We start from the raw sequence: 21,359 nt of genomic DNA, 5'->3' as shown, positions 1-21,359 counted from the left end.
AGTAATGGGGCGGAAGACCGTTACCCATATACCCCTTTCCCCCTCCACACTCTTACATTGCCGTGACGATCTCGGGCTTCATCGGGCCGAGCGCGCTCAGCAATTCCTTCTTCTCCCGTTCGGGTACCTTGAAGTGGTTCAACGTGGCCACGAGATCACCGACCAGCGCGTCGAACTGCTCGCCCGTAATCGCCATCCCGGCATGGGCGCTCTTCATATCGCGCCCCGTATAGGTACACGGCCCGCCGCTGGCCGCACAAATTTGCTCCACCAACAACCGCTTGAGCCGCGGGATGTCGGCGGTCGCGAATTTGCCGTTGATCCGCGTGTCGTTCGCAACCCGCGTCACGAAGTCGTCCACCACCGCGGTGATCGCCTCTTTCTTCCCAAGCCGGTCATAGAGCGAGGCCTGCATCGCACTCGGAGCGCTCGCCCCGCTCGATGCCGACATGTCGCTTGCGCACCCGCCCGCCACCGCAACCAACCCGATGAGCCCAACACCGATAAGTCTCGTCCTCATCCCGCACCTCCTGTTGTATGGTGATGGTCTTGCCCTCTTCCAGTTCCAGAGAGGCCGTCTCTCTGATCGGCTTTACGCGCGAGGCGATCGGGCGGATGTATCCGCAGCAAATTTTTTTCGCCCGCCGTCGGATGCATCCCATGCGCTGACTTTTGCGTAAGGTATGGTAAGATGCGCGCTCCGAAGCCGAAGTGGGGACCGCCACGCGCATGGATTCACAGACCGCGGCCGACTCACCGCCCCTCAACGCGGAACTGCTGGCCCTCGTCGCGAAGGGCGACCGCCGCGCATTCGGACGGCTCTACGATCACTCGGCGCAGTTATTGTTCACGCTCGCGGTTCGCATGCTCGGGGACCGTGATGAAGCGGAGGACCTGCTCCAAGAGGTGTATGCCGAAGTGTGGCGGAAGAGTGTTCGGTACGACGCGCGCCGGGGCTCGCCCATCGCGTGGTTGGTGACGTTGACCCGGAGTCGTGCGATCGATCGACTCCGATCGCGCTCATCGCGAGGGTACGCCGTGACGGAATCGATCGAGGAGCATCAAGTCGATGAACTGGCAGACCGTGATCCTACGCCGTTTGATCAGCAGGCGGCCGCCGAGATCCGGGGGTTGGTGACCAAAGCCTTGGACTCGCTCCCGCCCGCACAACGTCAGGCGGTGGAACTGGCCTACTATGAGGGGCTGTCGCACACGGAGATCGCCGACCGGCTGAAGGAGCCGGTCGGCACGATCAAAACCCGGATCAAGTTAGGCATGAACAAGCTCCGCGCGGCGCTCGCCTCTTGCTTCGGCTGAGCAACCGAATGACGCACGAGCAAATAGAAGAAGCCATTCCTCTCTACGCGATCGGCGCGCTGGAACGCACCCAACGGCAGGCGGTGGAGTCACACCTGCTGTCGGGCTGCGGGTCATGCCGCTCACTGCTCAAGGACTACCATGCGGTCGCCGGTGTGCTGCCCTACGCGCTGCCCCCAATTGCGCCGCCCGCGAAAGCGAAAACCCTGAGCGCGGTCTTCGCCCGGACGCAGACGCCCGAGGTGCCCGATCAGCAAACCTTCACCTTGGGTGGATGGTTGGACACGTTGCTGTCAGGGTGGTCGATCGCGCTGTGGCAGTCGGGCGTATCGATGATTCTCCTCGTCCTGTTGGTCGGTACGAGTGTCTATGCCTGGTATGCGCACCGGCAAGCCGATATGGCCGGCACCGAGCGTGCCCAACTGGAAGCGGCGCTCAAAGAGACCGCGGCACAGGTCAACGCGCTCCAAGCGCAAGTCGCACAGAAGGAGCAGACGCTGGCCGGCCTGCGCGAGGAGTTCACGCAGCGCCTCGGCACACTCGGCGAGGCCGAAGATCGGCTGATCGCACGCGAGGCCGAGCTGGATTTGATGCGGCGGGAACTGGCCCAACGCGAACAAGAAGCGGCCGGGCTGCGAAAAGCCGTGGCCCAACGTGACGAGATGCTGACGATCTTGAAGTCCGCTCAGGTCAAGGTCGTGTCACTCAGCGGCCTCGATCAGGCGAAGGAAGCCGGCGCCTTCTTGCTCTATGATCAAGACACGAAGAAGGCGTTCTTCTATGCCTTCAACATGCCGCCCTTGCCCGCCGGCAAGACGTACCAATTGTGGGCAATCGTCGATAAACCGATGAGCGCCGGCACGTTCGACACCGACAGTGGTCAAAAAGGCCGCATCGTCATCAAGAACCTGCCGGACCTCTCGCGCATCAGCAAATTTGCGGTGAGTGTCGAGCCGCAAGGCGGCCGTCCTCAGCCGACCGGTACCATTTATTTGGCTGGTCAGGTGTGAGTGTTGCGCGCGACCTGAGGGGTTCCGAGCCGTCCTGAGAGACGGGACCACCGGGCCGACACTCACCGATCGGATGAACGCAGATAGCTGATTGCTCAAAGCTTCCTGTGTTATGATGGCGGCCGTTTGCTCGGAGATCGCGGCCACAATCATTCGAGACTCGCGACTGCAGCAACAGGAGCTACAAGGCAAGCGGAATCAACCGCCGGATTTCTATGTCCTTCATCACCGACCGAGACCTTGAATTCATGCAGATGGCCTTGGACAAGGCCCGCCTTGCCCCGGCCTTGGGCGAAGTACCGATCGCAGCGGTCATCGTGATGAACGGACAGCTCTTGTCCCACGTACACAACTTTCGTGAAGTATGGCAGGACCCGACGGCGCACGCCGAGGTGGTGGCCATCCGGGAGGCCGCGAGTCGCCTGGGCACCTGGCGCCTGACCGGCACCACGTTGTACGTGACCGTCGAACCGTGCTCAATGTGCATTGGCGCGATCATTCAGGCGCGAATTACCCGTCTGGTCTTCGGCGCGCGAGACCCGAAGGCCGGCGCCTGCGGGTCACTGTTCAACATTCCCAGCGAACGACGGCTGAATCATCGCGTCGACGTGGTGGGCGGCGTTCTCGAGCAGGAGAGCCAGGAGTTGATGCAGACCTTTTTCCGGCGCCTCAGACAGGCCGAGGCCAAGACGGCCGAACTGAAGGAAGGATAAGTAGCCGAACGACAAACCTGAAATCTTCACAACGGCGGCTGAAGAGACCTTACTGAATCCGTCGGTTGTGATCCTCGTCATGAGCCGCACGGAGTACCGGCCCCAGCGAGCGCGTTGAAGGACTTCGCCACTAACGTGGCCGCTCGCGACTAAGCCTTACGAGCTCCGCAATGCCCTGTCTGATCTCTTCCTGGCACTGGCGAAGGTTCTCGGCCTCTTGCCGTAACATTTCGGCGGTATGCCTCTGCTGTTCAGCCGCAATCCGGAGCGCTTCGGCGGCTTCTCTGTGTGCCTCCGCCAATTTACGATCGGCTTCTGAGCGAGCGCGATCGATTTCCTCCCTCTCCCGTTTGTGTTCTGCATCTTCTCGCCCGATCTCTGCTGTAATCCGGCCGGACTCTCTGCTCTCGCGGATCTCTTCCTGTGTCCGCCGTATTTCCTCACCAATCGCTCGGCTTGATTCTGCGTCTTCCCGCTTCTCTTCGCGTCGGCTGGTGTCTGCATTTATGGGGGATGCCTTTTCATCGGGTGGTGTCATACCTTCTCCCTCGACGTGAGTGCTTCTGTCGGTCACCGAGAAGCGTTGCGAATGCGGAACACACAGTAGCGTACAGAGTTGGCGGATGGCGAGAGAAATTATCTCGCCGGATGCCGTGAGGCCCTTTGCCGCGATCCCGTTTTTAAGATTCGATCGCCGTTTGCCCGTTGCGGGCTCGTTATCCTCGGAAATATGGTCAGCAGCCGATAGCGATCGTCTTGGAAGCTAGAAATGGGTTGCGAAAGCGCGTCCAACCATGCGAATATGCGCCCTCTTTCGGCCGAACGGAGAGGTGCGAGAGCGGCCGAATCGGGCGGTCTCGAAAACCGCTGTCCGGGTAACCGGACCGGGAGTTCGAATCTCCCCCTCTCCGCCATTTCCTTCCCTTCCCGTTTCTAAAGGTCTTAAGGCTCGAGAACTCTAGCGCCTCCCGTTTACACCGTTTTGCCTTCCCCACCGCCTTCCCTTCGGCATCTCTCCTGCTCCGATTGGATGCCCGCGGGCAGCAATGGCGCAGTCGACGAAACTCTGGCGCACCCTCAAACCTTTTCAGCCGCGACCAGTGGATCGTTCTTTGTCCCGCTCGCCGAGCACTCAGGTGAACTGCCCGCGAAAGACGTGTTGAAGCAGCCGGGGATACGTGACGTACGTGTCAGCCCGTATGATACTTCCCGAACCTGGCGCCTGCTGAATACTGGACTGACCGCTTTCTTGTTACGACGCACGCGTTTTTCCTCTGATGTGTCACCGTCGTCTCGGCGATTGCCTCTCCTTCACTCCTCCCCCTGGCGTTGAGCCTGATGGGCGCAGTCTAATCGATAACTTTCGCTGTACAGCGCTCCTCGAAGTCTGATAGTCTGGAGCTCCTCATTTGAGTATCTCTACGGAGGCGGTCATGTCCTCGTCTGCGTACGCTGTTCCGCAGGCTCTCCATTGGACCCCGCAGTCGCGAGTCGTAAGGTACGGGCTGGCGGCGCTCGCCGTTTGCGGCGCGACCGCCCTGCGGCTCCTGCTCAACCCGCTTCTTGATGGTCACCTTCCCTACATTACGTTCTTTCTCAACGTTTAACCCGAGCATGTAGCTGATACTGCTCTTGACCGTATCGGTGCCTTCGTTCGCATTCTCGGTGACCATGTCAGCCGAATCGTCGATAACGTACGTGTCGTTGCCCAGCCCGCCCACGAGTTGGTCCGCACCCTCGCCACCATCGAGCGTGTCGTTCCCGTCGTTCCCGATCAATTGGTCGGCGCCGGTGCCGCCGTAGAGATTGTCGTTGCCGCCGCCGCCGAGCAACACGTCGTTGCCTGCGTTGGCCCACAACACGTCATCCCCATTGCCGCCATCAAGAGTCACATTACCGTAGCTATACAAAGTGCTCGTCAAGTCGACGATATCGTTGCCGTCGCCAACCTGAATGGATTCAATCGCCGTCAGCCGAGGTCCGGGTGCGTTGGGGAAGGCACTAAAAACGTCATCCAGTTCGATGGCATCATCGCCCGGTGTGCCGATCAGCAGATCATTTCCCGCTCTACCATCGAACACATCATACGACCGCGCGTGATTGTTCAAGCTGACCGTTTGATTGGTTCCGGCGTGACCAGGACTCCCAAGGTTTTTGGCAACAAACCCTGTACCCCACACGGCATCGATCGAGAAGTGGAGCGTCTCCCTCGCCGCCGCTCAGCAGATCGGCATCCAGGCCGCCGGTCAACGTGTCGTTCCCCGTCCCGCCGATCAGCGTGTCGCTCCCGGCATCTCCGCTCAGGACATCGGCGCCGTCACCGCCGTCCAAGACGTTGGCGGCCGTATTGCCGAGGAGCATGTTGTCGAGCGCGTTGCCGGAGCCGTTAGCCGCCGTGGAGCCGGTGAGCGTCAGATTCTCCACGTTGGCGCCCAACGTAAAGCTCACCGTGCTGAGCACCGTATCCTTGCCTTCGTTGACGTCTTCCAGCACGGCATCACTCGCATCATCGATAAGATAGAGGTCATCGCCGCCATGCCCGATCAGCGTATCCCCTCCGCCGCCGCCGTCGAGGACATTGGCGCCGCTGTTCCCGTTGATAACGTTAGGAGCGGCATTACCCGTCCCATTGAATGGCAGCGAGCCGGTCAACGTGAGATTCTCAACGTTGGCGCCGAGCATGTAGCTGATCGAGCTGAGCACGGTATCGGTGCCTTCGTTGAGCGCTTCGATGACGACATCACCAGGATCATCGACGATGTACGTGTCATCCCCGGCTCCGCCGCTCATCGTATCGGCCCCAGTCCCCCCATCCAACACATCGTTGCCGCCATACGCCTGCAGTGCATCATTTCCATCGAGACCCGTAATCCGATCCACGGCATTCGTGCCGCTGATCGTGTCATCGCCCGCTGTGCCGGTGAGATCGAACCCACGATCGATGAGTTGGCTATAGGTCAGCACCGTACCGTCGGCAAAGCGGAAGGTGTCGATGGCATGCGGACCATACGGGTTGGCCGGATCGAAGTTCGGCACGTCGATCGCATCCCCGGCGCTGCCAATGTGAATGAGCAACGAGCCCAGGCCCAAGCTCAAATCGTATGGGGCAATGCCAGGCCCAAAGCTGACGGTATTACCCTCCCCCGGCGTCGCCGCATCCGTCGCCGCATCATTAATCGTGTCCACGCCATCGCCGATGTTAAAGATGTACGTGTCGTCGCCCGTACCGCCGGCCAGCACATCATTGCCCCGCCCGCCGATGAGCGTATCGTTTGCCGCGCCGCTATCGACCACGTCGTTGCCGCCCAGGGCATCGATGACGTCGTCGCCCGCTCCCGTGGTAATCACATCGTCGCCGTCGGTAGCGGCAGGGCGAAGCAGACTTGTAAGATCGACGCTGCTGCGATCAGCAAAGGCCAAGCGTTCCACAACAAGAGAGCCTGCTACATTGCTCGGGTCGAAATTCAGCAATGTCAGCGCGGCGCCGGCATTACCGACATGAATGGTTAGTGCGTTTCCGATTTGTTCAATGGCGAGCTCAGTCCTGCTAATACCGGCCCCAAATTGAATCCAATTACCTTCTCCTGGTCCGGCGGTATCCTCGATCGTATCTGTGCCGTCTCCGAGATTGAAGACGTACGTATCGTTACCAGCGCCACCAATCAACCTATCCGCACCAGCCCCGCCTTCCAACAGATCATTCCCTGCACCACCGGCCAAGACATTGGCAGCACCGTTACCTCTCAACGTATTGTCAAGATTATTTCCGGTGCCGTTGATCGCTAGATTTCCCACCAGCGTGAGGTTTTCAACATTGTCGCCAACCGTGTAACTCACCTTGCTCAGCACCGTATCGATGCCCTCATTCGGTTGCTCAACAACGGTGTCGAGAATGGAGCTGAGTTGGAGATACGTGTCATCCCCCAAACCGCCGATGAGAGTGTCCACGACGCCGTCATCCCACATCTCGGGATCCCCAAAGCCCTCCGTAAGTCCAAATGGCGGTTCGGCGCCTACTAGCGTGTCGTTCCCTGCCAGACCAGACAAGACATTCGCAACCAGGCTCCCCATGAGAATGTTGTCCGTCTCATTTCCAGTTCCGTTGAGCGCCTCGTTTGAACCGCCTAGATCAAACAACGTCAAATTTTCAAGATTGCCCGACAGGGTGTAAGTACTCGACGACTTCACCGTATCCGTGCCACCCTCCGGCTCCTCCAAAATCAGCTCGTTCGGATTTACAATAATGTAAGTATCGTCACCAGGCCCGCCAAGCAAAACATCATTCGCGACCCTGGGGGCTCGCTGTTGAAGAGGATTAAGCCCACCGCCGGTGATCGTAATGCCGCCGATCGGTATAAGCATGTCATCGCCGGGCCCGCCCATGAGAAGGTCGCTTCCTGTGACATCAAAAAGAAAGAAACCGCCCTCGGCTACTTCGATAAAGCCGCCGACGAGAATATCGTTGCCTTGTGCCCCCTCGAAATCATTGTCATCCCTGCCGAAGGGCAAGGCTGAAATAACATTGTCTTCACGATTACCGATGGCGGGATCGCTCCCCGCAAATGCCAACGCTTCCACATTGTCCGGCAGAACGTACGGTGCGCCACCGGCTGTGACGGTATCAAATCCGCCATCTTGCTCCTCGACGACGGTGTCATGCTCGCCCACGTAATAGGAGTCGCCCCCTTGGCCTCCTCTAAAGACGTTGCTGCCGGTACCGCCAAGGAACGTATCGGGACCTGCCGCCCCCACCAACACATCGCTCCCCGTCGTTCCATTGATAAAGTTGGTCGGATCAGCGGGCGGTCTGTTGAACGCCTGTTCCCAATCCGTCGTATCGCTGTTAAACCCTTGTGTCTGCCATGCAGTAAGCACACCGGCCTTGTTCCACGTTGTTCCATCGGCAAAGCGGATGAGCGGCGGCGTCGCCACATCAAAATAGGACACCACACGCAGTTTATCTTCAGTCCCGTTGATCGATAGGACAAGATCATCAGGCAAGGACGAGTGCCGGGTGAATGAGATAGGACCGTTATCTCGTCAGGCAGTACTCCCGGACCCATTTGGATGACGTTGCCGGCGGAAAAGTCGATGATTTCATCGAGCCCACTATCCCGGCCGAAGAGATACGTATCGGCCCCGTCGCCGCCCTGCAATCGGTCGTTGCCCGCCCCGCCATCCAACACGTTCGCGGCATTATTTCCCATAATATCGTTATCTAAATTATTCCCGTACCCGTCTATCGCCGCGTCGCCGTCGAGCTGTAGATGCTCGACATTGTGCGACAGGGTGTACGTGACGGTGCTGATCGCGAGATCAATTCCCTCTCCGTCCCGCTCGATGATCACGTCATCCGGGTTGTCAATGAGATATGTGTCGGACCCGCGGCCGCCGATTAATAGATCCTTTCCAGGTCCGCCATCCAAAGTGTTGTCCGCTCGATTCCCCGTGATGACATTATCGGCCGCATTGCCGATGCCGGCCGTGGCGAGTGAGCGGCCTCCGGCCAAGGGATCGGGGACGTCGGCCAAGAAAAGCTTTTCCACGTTCGGGTCGAGATGATAGCTATGGAAACTGATCACCGAATCGTTGCCTTCCCCAGGCCGTTCGATGACCGTTTCCAATCCATGAATGATGTACGTATCGTTACCGCTTCCCCCCTGAAGCGAGTCCGTTCCTCCATTGCCGGAAAGGACGTTATCCAGCTCATTCCCGGTTCCCGTGATGCCCCGACTGCCGGCGAGGAACAAATTCTCGACGTGGGGTCCTAATCCATAGCTAAAGTCTGCAATGACAGTATCGACACCGGCGTTCGCGCCTTCGACGACCAAGTCGCCGCTACCAATGACATACGTGTCGTTGCCCATGCCCCCGCTTAAGATATTGATACCGGCGTTCCCGGTTAATTGATTGTCGAGATCATTGCCGGTCCCGTTGATCGCGGCATTGCCCCGTAACATGAGGTTTTCGACGTTGGCCCCCAGCACATAACTGACGCTGCTGTTCACGCTATCGATCCCTTCATCGGCGTACTCGACGGCAGTGTCTCCGGCATCGTCCACGATATACGTGTCGTCCCCAGTCCCGCCGACAAGCACATCGGCATCGGGCCCGCCATCCAGCACATCGTCGCCGGCAAATCCATAGAGCGTATCGTCGCCGGCAAGGCCGCGCATCTCATCATCCACTGCGGTGCCTTGCAGCCGATCATTGCCGGGAGTTCCGGTAATAAGGCTTTGTGTCATCGCACGAAGAAGCGCTGCATCCCACGTGGTGCCGTCGGCGAAGCGGACTTGTTCAATCTGAAATGTCGGTGCCAGAAAGAAGTTCGACACGGTCAGGCGATCGTCGGTTCCTGTGAGAGACAAGACCAGATCCCGACCGGCTCGCTCCGCTGCAACATCGACCGCTAAGATGTCCTCGCCCATGTCAATCTGGTCGCCAGTACCTTGAAAATCTACGATGCGATCGTGGCCTGTGTTTCGTTGGAACACGTAGCTATCGTCGCCCGATCCCCCCTTCATCAGATCGTTGCCAGGGCCAGGGGAAAAGCGATCGACGCCATTGGTGCCGGTCAGAACATCATCGCCATCGGTGCCCGAGATGTCGAACCCTTTCTCGACCAACTGCCGATAGCTGAGACTGCTCGTATCGGCAAAGACAAATGCGTCAACAGCATGGGGTCCATAGACGTCGTTTTCATCAAAGGTCTCGAAGTAGAGACCGTCGCCCTGATCACTGACTTCCACCACAAGAGCTTTCGTAAAGCCGAGCGAACTGGGTTCCAGCGTCAGCCGCAGCGATTGGGCAGTGATCCCTGGGCCGAAGGCGACTTGGTTTCCCTCATTTGACGTCGCGACATCGTCGATCACGTCAAGCCCGTCACCGAGATTAAAGAAATACGTGTCGTTGTCCCCTCGTCCGCTCAGCACATCGTTGCCCGCGCCTCCATAAAAGCGATCGACGCGATTGGTCCCGTCGAGGAAGTCGTCCCCATCCGTCCCCACGATATCGATGCCCCGTGCGACCAACTCTTCATAGGTCAGCGAAGTGCCGTCGTTAAACAGCACCGTCTTCACATCATGCAGCCCGGTAATGTCCTCGGTTGAGACGCTGCTCAGGATCATTCCGTCGCCGGCGCTTCCGATCCGTAACATGAGGGAGCCGTTCACCAGCCGAAGACCGACCATGTCCTGCGTGATGCCGGGACCCAACGTCACACTATTGTTTTCCCCTTCGATTGGGGCATCGAAGATCGTATCCAGCCCGTCACCGAGGTTAAACAGATAGACATCATCGCCTGCACCGCCAAACAGCCGATCGGCTCCGTGCCCGCCGGTGATGCGATCCTGCACATTCGTCCCCATCACGTCATCATCGCCGGTTGTCCCAATGAGATCGAAGCCCCGGCTAATCAGCGCGGAGTAACTCAGAACGGTGCCGTCGGCAAACTCAAACTGATCGATTGCATGAGGACCGGAACCGCTCAGCGCCGACGGATCAAATCCTTGCAGTTGGAGTCGATCGCCCCCCAGATCCAATCCGAGCAGAAGCCCGTCCAGAACCTGCGGGGTCATGCCCGGCCCGAGCACCAAACGATTGCCTTCGCCGGGCCTCGCCTCATCCTCGATACGATCATTCCCATCACCGACGCTGTACACGTACGTGTCATCGCCGGCATCGCCGATCAGTCTATCGTCGCCTGGACCGCCGATCAGCGTATCGTTGCCTGCTTCGCCGAACAGCTGATCCGCCCCATCTTCACCGAGCAGGGTATCCTGGCCTCCTCCGGTGAATACGATGTCGTCTCCGTTCCCTGCCAGGACCACATCATCCTGAGGGCCTGTGATGACCGCCTCGCCGCTATCGGAGCCTTGGACCAACCCGCTCGGCAATGGCAAGAGGTCAGCCAGTCTGACTTGAGCGCCCGTCGCGAAGAGGAGCGTCTCGACGACCAGCGTCCCGCTTACGCCGTTGAGGTCGAAGCCGTCGAGTTGAATCGAATCCGACGAGCCCCGAATCGCTATGGTGAGCACACCCGGCTCTTGCGTCAGCGTCAGGTCCGTTGGCGCAATGCCCGAGCCGAAAAAGATGGTATTGCCTTGTCCCGGCCGCGCGGTATCGCGCACGATATCCCGTCCATCACCGCGGTTGAAGACATACACATCGTTGCCGACGCCGCCGTCGAGCACATCATCGCCCTGATCTCCCCGAAGCACGTCGTCTCCGTCGTTCCCCATGAGCGAGTCACCGCCGTCCCCTCCGAACAGCCGGTCATTGCCAGCCTCGCCTGCCAAGAAGTCGTCCCCCGCCCCGCCTTGCAACTCATCCTGCCCGTCTTCACCGAAGAGCGCATCGGCTTCGTCATCCCCCAAGAGGAGGTCATCGTCGGACCCACCCAAGAGCGTATCTTTGCCCGTGCCACCCTGAAGTTCGTCCCGCCCATCGCCGCCGTCTAAGAAATCATCACCTTCCTGACCCAACAGAAGGTCATCGCCGGCACCACCAGTCAGCACATCATTGCCTGCCCCACCTTCAAGGTCGTCGTCTCCGGCTCCGCCGTCGAGAATGTCATCGGTCCCCGCCCCATTGGCAAAGTCACCGACGAGGAGGTCGTCCCCATCGCCACCCGCAAGGGAATCCGCCCCTCCTCCGCCAAAGAGTTCATCGTTGCCCTCGCCCCCGTCGAGCGCATCGTTCCCTTCAATGACGTTGCCCACGCTCTGATCGTCGCCATAGAGGGAGTCATCACCGGCCCCACCGACGAGAATATCATTGCCTCCATCTCCCTGCAGAAAATCATCGCCCTCGCCTCCGTCCAGGAAATCGGCACCACCGGCACTCGAGAAGAAGGAAAAAGGGCGGTCGGGATGGATGAGAACAGCCCCAGAGGGATATTGAAACTCGACACCCGGCTGAGATGGAACATTGTCTCCGTACAAGCGATCCGCCCCAGTTCCGCCGGTAAGATAGTCGTCCCCGAGACCACCCCACAGCAGATCATTGCCCGCATTGCCCGCCAAATAATCATTCCCGGATGGTCGCTCTGCCACCGTCAGATCATCATCAGCCAACAGCAAATCGTTGCCGTCACCACCGACCAGAAGGTCATCCCCGCCGTTGCCCTGAATGAAATCATCTCCGATCCCGCCGTCCAAATAGTCATTGCCATCGACCTGTCCCCTGAGATCGCCGACCAGAAGATCTTGCCCGTCCCCTCCGTATAGGGCATCATCGCCGCCACCACCTTGAAGAATATCGACTCCATCTTCACCGTACAGTCGATCTTTTCCGGCACCTGCGGCAAGCCAATCATTGCCCGTTCCGCCGTAAATCTGATGATTGTAGAGAGGGCTGCTGGTGGAAAGATCGAGCAGATCGTTGCCTCCATATCCATGAACGATATGATTGAGCGGCGTATGAAATGTCGGGGTGTTATCATCGTTGTCACCGTCCCAAGTGACAAAGCCAATGCCGTTGTCGTAATTGACGAACGGCTGATCTCCGGTCGGATACTGCGAGGCGTCGCGTAACGCAATCCCCAACTCCCCGCTCTCGAAATTCTCGTTGATCGTCAGCACCCCGTTGACGAGGAGGTCCCCGCCGCTCAGGACATACGTATCCCGACCGTCCAGGCTGTGGTAGATGTTCGCCGCGTCCCCACGTAGGTGTATGCCGCCTTCGAGTACCCGGCCATCGAAGAGAATCCGCCCTTGGCTGTCGACATCTTCAATTCGATCCTGCCCATCGCCGGTACGATACATGTACGTGTCGAACCCGAGCCCGCCTTCCAGGAGATCGTTTCCGCCTTTGCCGTCCAGCGTATTGTCGGCATTGTTGCCGATGATCGTGTTATCGAGATTATTGCCCGTGCCATCGATTTTCGCCGTGCCGGTCAACATGAGGTTTTCAATCTCGGCATCCAGCGCGAAGCTGACTGAGCTCTGCACACTATCGATGCCGCTGTTTGCATACTCTCGCACCACATCCCCGATGTTATCGACCGAACGGCGTGTCGGGGACGCCACCGAGAAAGACCTTACGGAGCGCATCCAGGCTTTTCTCCAGCGTGTCACCTTCCGCCAGCGGCGTCATCCCAGGTTGGGCAATGGCATCCGCTGTTTGGTTGGAGACGGCCTTAAAGATTCCTTCGATCTGCGGTTGCGTGAGCGTCGGATCGACTTTGAGAAACAGGTCTTGCAGAGCCAGGGAATCGACCAAGAGTGTCAGGCTGTGCGTGTTGCCGTACTGAAACTCCCGTTGCTGATCGAACCCTTCGAGGATCGGCTGCCCCTCAATGAAGATACTGGTGGACGGCGCGTGGATGCCGGAGTTGGCGACAAACTCGACGTCGCGGCCCGTGACGGCATGGCCGATCAGTTGGGTGATCTTATTCAGCGCCTCACTGCGCGTCGGAATGCCGCCGACCAAGCCACCGGGAATCGGAAAGAATTGCAAATCCCCGGTGCCAATCGTGTGAAATTGTGCGAGCGTCGCCGCGCGGGCGTCCGCATATTGCGTCTCCGCATAGATGTCCCCCGCCGCCCCACTCCGGAACCGTGTCCCGTCCGGATCAAACGCAAGCAGCCGCCCCTCAAGATCATCCACCATCCGGCGAAGGGTTTGCTCAACCGGTTGCCCGTCTTGTCCCTGCTCGGAGACAAAGCCGCGTCCGGCGCCATTAAACGTATAGGTCTGCAGGACCCGGTCCGCATGCATTTCGGTAAACACCGTCGCGAGATGGCCGCTCAGCGAATAACCTGTCACATTGACCTTCGTCCCGGGGGCCAGTTTTCCGCCGGGCCCGGTCAACTCACGCCAATAGCGCTCCATGCTGACCAATTGGGCCAGGGCAAACCCATGATCTCTAATCTCCCCATCCGCACCCGGTATTCCGTCGCGCTGCCAGTCTCCGCCCACGACCTCATCGCGATATTCTGTACTCCGCATCGAGAAGGTGTACTCGCCCGTTTGCGTATCGTACAGCAGCGTCGCGGAGAACCCCGTGGCATCGTTGGCATGGTGATCGATGATCTGGTAGCGCTGAACGAATTGCTGGGCTAACAAGTCTGGAAACCGAGTCTTGCCGGTGAACCGATCAAGCGGGATCACACGGCGATCGTTGTTACCATCGATAAGGACCTGTTGAAGCTGAACGCCTTGAACCACAAACTGATCAAGATAGGACTCCGCTGCCATCTGCTGAACACTAAAATCGAACCAGGTTTTGATATTAGTTGGCACCTTTCTTCTCCTTCACATCAGATGCAAGGGGTTTTAGAACTTTCTGTATGAACTTGGAAGTGAGGTGGGTTCCTCGATTTGGGCAACTTGGACCGGTCAACCACCACACTCCCGTAAGATTGTTACGAACAAAGCCCGTTCGCATGTAGCCACGCCGAACAGCGAGAACTTCATTCGTATTGAGATTAAGAATAAATAAGCTCGCCACCCGCTATCCCCAGTTCTCTATCATGCGGGCGGCTGATTCCTCGCCATGTATAGCCATACCGGCTCTTGCGATCAGATGTCTCTGTTTCCGCCACTATGTAAGGAACGAAAACCCCTTGTCCGTTTATTGACGTTTGATATTGGCTTCCCGGATGAGCGTGTTCGTCTCTGTAGTACCGTCGATACTTTCCCGTCCCAGGAGACACTTCAGGCAACGGCATCTCTAAGAACTGATACTTCCCAGTAGCCGGCTGAACATATGTATCTTGTACGAGATAGGATTCATCCGTCGTGTGTCCATAAGGATCTTCGAGCGCATACAAATGTTCGAGATCGGTGTCCGTCGCCCGCTTCCGTGGCCGCATCATGTAGATGCCTTCCACATTCTCCACCGTCTTGTAGATGAACTCTCCCGCCTCCGTCTTGCAGAGATGCGCGAAGTATTCCTCTGGCGTCATGCCGGGTCTGTAGCCGCTATCTTCCGGAACCGGATTGGGAATCTTGATCGAATGAGCAAACCGGCCCTCTTCGGTCGCCAATGGATCAGCGGGCTTCAGCTTCGCCACTTCCCCGCACACTTCACCGCGATCCAACTTGCGACTCGCACAGTCCTTTTCAATCTTGGCGATCGCCTTTCGAAAGTGCTCTCCGGGGGTCTCAGCCCAGGCCTCACCGGGGATTAAGAACAACACGGCCAGAAAAGCGTTCAGAACAAGTAGAACTGACCTTCGTCTCTGAACCAATCTGGCCCACTCTTGGCATTCACGCATGACACCTCCTCGCGTGATCATGACTGCTTGAATACTTGTATTTCGGACTACTACGTATGAGGAAGGTGGCGCACTGTAAGCTGCTTGCATTATGATGTCAACGGATTTTTCGGCCCTAGACCAAGGTCGAGGGGTTGATTCGGAGGGGACACCTCAAGGGGCCACGGCGAGGCCGGCGTCATAGTTCACGAACGGCTGATCTCCCGTCGGATACTGCGATGCTTCGCGTAACGCAATCCCCAACTCCCCGCTCTCGAAATTCTCGTTGATCGTCAGTAGGTCACCCCAGCCATCTTCTTCTCCAAGTACATGATTCAAACAGCTCCATGCGATGACATGGCTCGTTGTTTACCACCCGACGCCGCCGCCTCAGTGCAACGACCCTAGGGTTCCCGTCGCCCGTGCGAAATTCACGCGCGCCGCATTCAATTGGTACAGCGCCGTGATCCGATCCTCGCGTGCCCGGATCACATTGTTGAGGGCGTTGGTCACTTCAAATTGGTTGGCTCCAGAGATCGAGGCAAACCGCTCTCGCGCCAGGCTCAGCTCGCGCAACGCCGACTGGAGCCCGGCGGTGGCTACAGCAAGTTGGTCCTGGGCCACCGTCAACGCCGCCACCGCGTCGTGCACCTCGAACTTGACTTGGTTCAGGACCGCCTGCAGGCGCCAGATCTCCTGGCGCATCTGACTGCGTGCTTCCCACACGCGCCCTTCTCGCTGCCCGCCATCGAAGATCGGGATTTGCATCATCAGCGTCATATTGTACGTGTCGACCGTATTGGCATACCGATTCCCGATCTGCCCGTAGTTGCCTTGAGCGACAAGGGAGGGCACCCGCTCACCGGTGACGGAGGCGTAGGTGAGCTCCATGGCCCGTACACGCTTGATCTGCGCCTGCACCTCGGGCCGCTCGCGCAACGCTTCCTCCACCGCCCACTCCGTCGTCACGGGCTCCTCGATCTCGGTCCGAAAGGTATCGTGGAGCGACACCGGCGTCTCAATCGGTAACGCCAATTGTGTGAGGAGATTGAACACCGCATGCGCGCGGTCGTACCGCGCGGCCGCCATCTGTTGGCGTTCATGCGCGAGCTGCGATTCCAGCCGGACGACTTCCAGGCCCGCGGACGCGCCGTTGCGCTGGCGCTGCTTGAGCACCTCCAAGAGTTCCATCATGGTCGCCTGGTTGGTCTCTCGCGCCTGGAGCAGCGCTTCGGCTTTCAGCGCATCCATGTACAGGAGGGCGACCGTGCCCATCGTGTCATACAGGGTGACCTCCGCCTCGTACTCAGCCACGTGCAGTGACTCTCGCGAGGCCCGCCACTTTTGGATCAGGCTTAGACTGAACAGGCTCTGTGAGCCGGTCACACGGGCCTCGGCGATCGTGAAGGGAGCCGTCCTCACCGGCGCCAGTCCAAAGGTGCCCAAATAATTCGTCTGTCTGTACTGCTGCGCGGTGCCCGAGAGGTTGGGGAGCATCGCGCCCAACTGCGTGAATACTTGCGCGCGGGCCGCGTCGATTCGTTCTTTGTACAACTGGACGGCCGGATTCTTCCCCGCGGCCGCATCCAACGCCTCACGCAGCGTCAGCACGAACGGGGCGATGGGCGAAACGGGTCGCGACGCCGGCGCGTCGGTGGGCGGCTGTGCGTCAGCCGTGGTTCCGGTCAGCAAGAGGACGAGGAGAGCCCCGATGCCAATTGACCATCGATGAGTCATCACCTTCATCGCACTCACTGCATGCTGTACGGTCCGTCGATCATCTCCGCCGCTGACGCCCGCCTCCTCTCAGGATGTTGAAAAAGGCCGCCAGCTTCGTTCTCGCGTCGCTCGGAGACTCAACGTACAACCGAAGTACGCCTCGCCTCCTCGCTTGCTGCGGCCTTGCTGGACGGCCCTTTTGAACATCCTGCGCGCTATCCTGGAGACCACGTTTCATGTGAACCATCGGTGGATTTGAATTTAGAAACCGCTTTTCAACAGCCTCCTGGCGCCCGCTCAGCGCTCCCGCATGCTTTCTCGCAAGGCTTTGAGGACGGGACTGAGCAGGTACTCGATAATCCGCCGTTGGCCCGTTTTAATTTCCACGGTGACCACCATCCCGGGAGAGAGCGGGACCGACTTACCGTTGACGAGGATGCTGGAACGCTCCAGCGCGACCCGCGCCGCGTAGACCAACTGCTCGGCCGCCTTGTCCGGGGCCGGCTTCTCTGCCGTCTTTGGAGCACGGTCAAGAAGGATGGCGTCATCGGACACGGTCAAGACTCTCCCGGGGATCGTGCCGTACAAGGTGAAGGGAAAGGTCTCGATTTTGATCTCCGCCGGCTGGCCTTCCTTGACGAACCCCACATCCTTATTTCCTTATTGTCGATCTGCGCCTCGACTTCGACGGGATGGTCCTGAGGCACGACGATCAACAACGTTTGGGCCGGCGTGACGACCCCGCCCACCGTATGCACGGCGAGTTGCTGGACGACGCCGTCGATCGGCGAGACGAGTCGCTGGAGTCCCGTCCGTTGGCCGGCCTTGACGACATCCTGCGCGAGGGAGGCGGCTTTGGTTTCCGCCGCCGTGAGTTCCGCTTGCTTCGTTCGCTGGAATTCCGAGACCAAGGCGCGATAGTTCTTCTCGGCTTCAGCCAAGGCCGCCTCGTCCTGTTGCCGTTGTTGCCGCCGGCCGGCCAGCTCCTGCATCCGATCGATGCGCTGCTCTTCGGCCTGGAGATAGTCGAGCTTGGAGGCCGCGTCATGCTCAAGCAGGCGCCGGTACGTGTCGACCCGCTCGTGCTCCATCGGGAGCGTGTCTTCCAAGCGGCGAATATTCTCTTCGGTGGCGGCGAGCGCCGCCCGCCGTTGCTCGATCAGATGCCGCGCGGCCGCCCGTTTGGCCTCATGTTCCCCCATCTCATCGAGGAGCAACTTTTGCTGGAGCAACGCGTACTGTGGATCGACCTCGGCCGGCGCCTCGAACGTCAACTCCCCCGCGAGCAAGGCGCGCAACCGCAGCGCGTCGAGGTTCGCCGCTCGATATTCGTTCGTGGAGCGCAGGTGATCGGCCTGATTGATCGTGGGGTCCAGTTCGATCAGGACCTCGCCGCGCTTGACGACCTGTCCATCGACCACATGAATCGCGGCGATGACGCCCGTTTCATACGGTTGAATCACCTTCGAATAGCCGCTGGGGATGATCTTCCCTTGAGCCACCGCGACGATATCGATCCAGCCGAGGCACGCCCACAGAACGGCTGTGGCGACTGCGGCCATGATGGTCCAGAGAATCGCACGACCGATCGGGGATGGCGGCGCCTGTTGGATCTCCAGGACCGCCGGCAGGAATTCGGTCTCGCGCCTGGATGGTACCGAGCGACGGGCCGTCCGCCCGTCCATCTCATACGCCGCCCGCCAGATCGCAAGATGTCGCGAAATCGTGCGCCACATCGTTACACCACCGCGAGCCGCCCGTCTTGATGGGCATGGAGCCTGGCATACAGGCCGTTTAACTTCATTAACTCCTCGTGCGACCCTTCCTCGACGAGTTCCCCCTTATCAAGAAGGTAAATTCGTTGAGCGGGCCGGACCGTGCTCAAACGATGGGAGATGATGAAGACCGTCCGACCCTGACAGATCTGCGCCATGTTCTGCTGGATGACCGCTTCGGACTCATAGTCCAATGCACTGGTGGCCTCATCGAAGATGAGGATGCGAGGGCTGGCAATGAGCGCACGCGCGATCGCGATCCGCTGTCGTTGTCCGCCGGACAGCGAGCAGCCGTGCTCGCCGACGATCGTGTCGTACCCTTCCGGCAAGTCGAGAATGAAGTCGTGGGCGGCGGCAAGCTTCGCGGCCCCGATGATCTGCTCCATCGGCACGCCGGGGTCCGCCAGCGCAATGTTGTCACGCACGGAGCGATTAAAGAGGAAGTTCTCCTGCAGCACCACGCCGACCTGGCGGCGGAGCCACGTCGGATCGACTTGCGCGAGATCCACACCGTCGACGAGCACGCGGCCTCGCTCAGGCACGTACAGGCGTTGAATGAGTTTGGCGATGGTACTTTTGCCGGAACCCGATCGACCGACGATGCCGATCATCTCGCCGGGACTCACGTTGAATGAGACAGCCCGCAAGGCCGGTCGGGCATCGGGCCGATATCGAAACGTGACCTGATCGAAGACGACTCGTCCCGCGAGATGCGGCAACGTCGTGCGAGTCGGGTTATACGTAGGTTCGGGGCGGGTGTTCAGCACGTCGCCGAGCCGTTGCACTGAAATGCCGACTTGCTGGAATTCTTGCCACAGGTTCACAAGACGCAGCAGCGGTCCCGTGACCTGCGCGCTCAACATGTTAAAGGCAATCAACTGCCCGATCGACAACTCGCCGCCGATGACGAGATACGTCCCCATCCACAAGACGGCGATGGTCGTGACCTTTTGGATGAAGGAACCGATTTGTCCCGCAACGGTGATCAAGCTCGTAGCCCGAAAGCTCGCCCGCACGTACGCCGCCAGCATGAGCGTCGTGCTGTAGAACCACATCACGAGGAGAAAGACGACCGTGAACAGGACGTCGAGGACGACCGTGACGGCGTTGCTCGTGAGAAACTGCCGGATATTCTCCAGCTCCCGGACACGGGCGACCGTATCTCCCACTCGACGCGCCTCGAAATAGGCAAGAGGTAACGCGAGCAGATGGCGGAACAACTGCGCACCCAGGCTGATATCAATCCGGTTGCTCGTGTGCGCGAAGAGATAGCTGCGCAAGCCGCCAAGGACGACATCGAACAGCGCCAGCGCCACCATCCCGATGGCCAGCACGTGCAGGGTCGTGAACCCCTTGTGGACGAGCACCTTGTCTATGACGATCTGGGTAAACAGCGGCGTGAGCAACCCGAAGACCTGGAGGAAGAACGAGGCGCACAGCCACTTCACCGAGCATCCGCCGATACTTCACGACGGCCGGGATGAACCAGGTGAAGTCGAAGCTCAGATCTTCCGGACGAACGTGGGCGCGCTTGGTGACGAAGATGAAATCTTTAGCCGCAGTCCGGACGAATTCACGCTGGGGGATGGAGACCGGTCTCCCTTCGCGCGGGTCATGCACCAAGACCTTCTCTCCCTCGACCTTGGCGACGACGCAATAGGTTCCATCCACACGCTTGGCGATCGCCGGGCATGGCATGTCGGCAAGGCGATGCATCCTTACCGTTCGGAGACCTGCCTTAAGACCGAGAGACCGCGCCGCGCGCAGAATTTCGGCGTCTCCGAACACGCTGCCGTGCTGACCGAATTGATGAACCAGTTGTTGCCCGTCTGCCGGCAACCCGAAAAATCGTGCGAGCAGAAGGAGGCAGACTAACCCGGTATCGCTTTCAGAACGGCCCGATGCTTCGTTGCCTGCCTGTCGCGCTGAGGGGTTTTCCGAGGAGATCATGGCACCGTGTGAGACCGTGTGCGGTCTAGAACAGCCGAGAGCCAAGGGGACAAGGCGATTCCGGATTACGCTTTTTGATTGCGATTGCTTGCGTTCGCCTTCCGTCCTGTGGGCCTCAGGACGGATTCGATCTGAACATGCAGATTTCGTAACGCGTCGTACCCCACCGCAATTCTTGCCGCGAGCTTGCCTTCAACGGTCGACGGCACTCGTTTCCCGGCACGCGCAGTCCGCGCCAAGGCGTCGAGTAAGGCCGGTTCGATGAATCCGAAGTCGAGGAAGGCGAACCCCGGGGAGACGTGGACTGCGGTGCAGTTCGAGACGATCGGCTCAGAGCCATGATCCCCGGCGGTGAGTGTCAACCCCACGGTCGAGTGCGGGGCCGCTTGCTGTGGGGGAGACGTTGCACCACCATCTGCAGTCGGGGCCGTATTCATTTGCTCTGCCATTGCTACCTCCTTTTCTTTTGGCGTCGTTGGAATCGGACAAGGGCGTCATTCTTGATGAGGAGTACTATGAATGCAATAGGACTTAAGTCATGGGTGCAACGAAACCAGAATACTGGTAATTAGCAATACGTATGATAAAAGGAGCGCACCCTAACGGAGGGCGCTGTGGGATGTCAAGAGCAGAAGCAGGACTTAGAGCGGGGCACAGGAACTGGTTGGCACATCC

General features: G+C 59.3%; 13 protein-coding genes, 1 tRNA gene and 3 pseudogenes. 4 read left to right on the top strand and 13 right to left on the bottom strand.

Annotated features, from left to right (window positions below):
* Positions 1-52: 52 nt before the first annotated feature.
* Entirely contained in the window at positions 53-520 is a 468-nt protein-coding gene (locus AC1U7K_RS10375; protein ID WP_480251169.1) for a group I truncated hemoglobin, read from the bottom strand.
* 209 nt (positions 521-729) lie between these two features.
* On the opposite strand from AC1U7K_RS10375, the gene AC1U7K_RS10370 reads away from it, so the two are divergent.
* The 4 genes from AC1U7K_RS10370 to AC1U7K_RS10355 all read left to right on the top strand — a co-directional run bounded on the left by AC1U7K_RS10370 (position 730) and on the right by AC1U7K_RS10355 (position 3,954).
* Positions 730-1,317 carry a sigma-70 family RNA polymerase sigma factor gene (locus AC1U7K_RS10370; protein ID WP_480251167.1) on the top strand — a complete coding sequence of 196 codons (588 nt, stop codon included), beginning with the start codon at positions 730-732 and terminating at the stop codon, positions 1,315-1,317.
* Between the two features lie 8 nt (positions 1,318-1,325).
* Entirely contained in the window at positions 1,326-2,327 is a 1,002-nt protein-coding gene (locus AC1U7K_RS10365) for an anti-sigma factor (protein ID WP_480251165.1), read from the top strand.
* Between the two features lie 215 nt (positions 2,328-2,542).
* A complete protein-coding gene (gene tadA / locus AC1U7K_RS10360) occupies positions 2,543-3,040 on the top strand; it encodes a tRNA adenosine(34) deaminase TadA (RefSeq protein ID WP_480251164.1) in 498 nt (165 codons plus the stop codon).
* 824 nt (positions 3,041-3,864) lie between these two features.
* Positions 3,865-3,954: transfer RNA gene (locus tag AC1U7K_RS10355), tRNA-Ser, on the top strand.
* Positions 3,955-4,389: 435 nt separating this feature from the next.
* Here the strand turns inward: AC1U7K_RS10355 and AC1U7K_RS10350 are convergent.
* The 12 genes and pseudogenes from AC1U7K_RS10350 to AC1U7K_RS10295 all read right to left on the bottom strand — a co-directional run bounded on the left by AC1U7K_RS10350 (position 4,390) and on the right by AC1U7K_RS10295 (position 21,133).
* Complete coding sequence (locus AC1U7K_RS10350) at positions 4,390-5,148, bottom strand: calcium-binding protein (protein WP_480251163.1); 759 nt, start codon at positions 5,146-5,148, stop codon at positions 4,390-4,392.
* The gene (locus AC1U7K_RS10345) at positions 5,123-7,708 is read right to left on the bottom strand and encodes a beta strand repeat-containing protein (protein WP_480251295.1); all 2,586 of its coding nucleotides are present in this window, start codon (positions 7,706-7,708) and stop codon (positions 5,123-5,125) included. The genes AC1U7K_RS10350 and AC1U7K_RS10345 overlap by 26 nt, the downstream gene beginning before the upstream one ends.
* A gap of 54 nt (positions 7,709-7,762) precedes the next feature.
* Positions 7,763-7,987, bottom strand: a pseudogene (locus AC1U7K_RS10340) (hypothetical protein); the annotation flags it as partial.
* Between the two features lie 194 nt (positions 7,988-8,181).
* A pseudogene (locus AC1U7K_RS10335) lies at positions 8,182-12,942 on the bottom strand (calcium-binding protein); the annotation flags it as partial.
* 94 nt (positions 12,943-13,036) lie between these two features.
* Entirely contained in the window at positions 13,037-14,284 is a 1,248-nt protein-coding gene (locus tag AC1U7K_RS10330; protein WP_480251162.1) for a hypothetical protein, read from the bottom strand.
* Positions 14,285-14,469: 185 nt separating this feature from the next.
* Positions 14,470-15,261, bottom strand: a complete 792-nt coding sequence (locus AC1U7K_RS10325) for a hypothetical protein (protein WP_480251160.1) — start codon at positions 15,259-15,261, stop codon at positions 14,470-14,472.
* A gap of 153 nt (positions 15,262-15,414) precedes the next feature.
* Entirely contained in the window at positions 15,415-15,579 is a 165-nt protein-coding gene (locus tag AC1U7K_RS10320) for a hypothetical protein (protein ID WP_480251159.1), read from the bottom strand.
* Between the two features lie 51 nt (positions 15,580-15,630).
* A complete protein-coding gene (locus tag AC1U7K_RS10315; protein WP_480251158.1) occupies positions 15,631-16,986 on the bottom strand; it encodes a TolC family protein in 1,356 nt (451 codons plus the stop codon).
* A gap of 270 nt (positions 16,987-17,256) precedes the next feature.
* On the bottom strand, positions 17,257-17,607 hold the full coding sequence (locus AC1U7K_RS10310; RefSeq protein ID WP_480251157.1) for a beta-barrel domain-containing protein: 351 nt from the start codon (positions 17,605-17,607) through the stop codon (positions 17,257-17,259).
* On the bottom strand, positions 17,517-18,695 hold the full coding sequence (locus tag AC1U7K_RS10305) for an HlyD family type I secretion periplasmic adaptor subunit (protein WP_480251156.1): 1,179 nt from the start codon (positions 18,693-18,695) through the stop codon (positions 17,517-17,519). Before AC1U7K_RS10305 ends, AC1U7K_RS10310 begins: the two co-directional genes overlap by 91 nt.
* A 2-nt stretch (positions 18,696-18,697) precedes the next feature.
* A pseudogene (locus AC1U7K_RS10300) lies at positions 18,698-20,684 on the bottom strand (ATP-binding cassette domain-containing protein).
* A 65-nt stretch (positions 20,685-20,749) separates the two neighbouring features.
* The gene (locus AC1U7K_RS10295; protein ID WP_480251154.1) at positions 20,750-21,133 is read right to left on the bottom strand and encodes a hypothetical protein; all 384 of its coding nucleotides are present in this window, start codon (positions 21,131-21,133) and stop codon (positions 20,750-20,752) included.
* Positions 21,134-21,359: the final 226 nt, after the last annotated feature.

This window comes from Nitrospira sp. Vd2, assembly GCF_979581665.1.
Note: the sequence above shows the minus strand (reverse complement) of the source record. Positions and strands in the feature narration are given on the sequence as shown.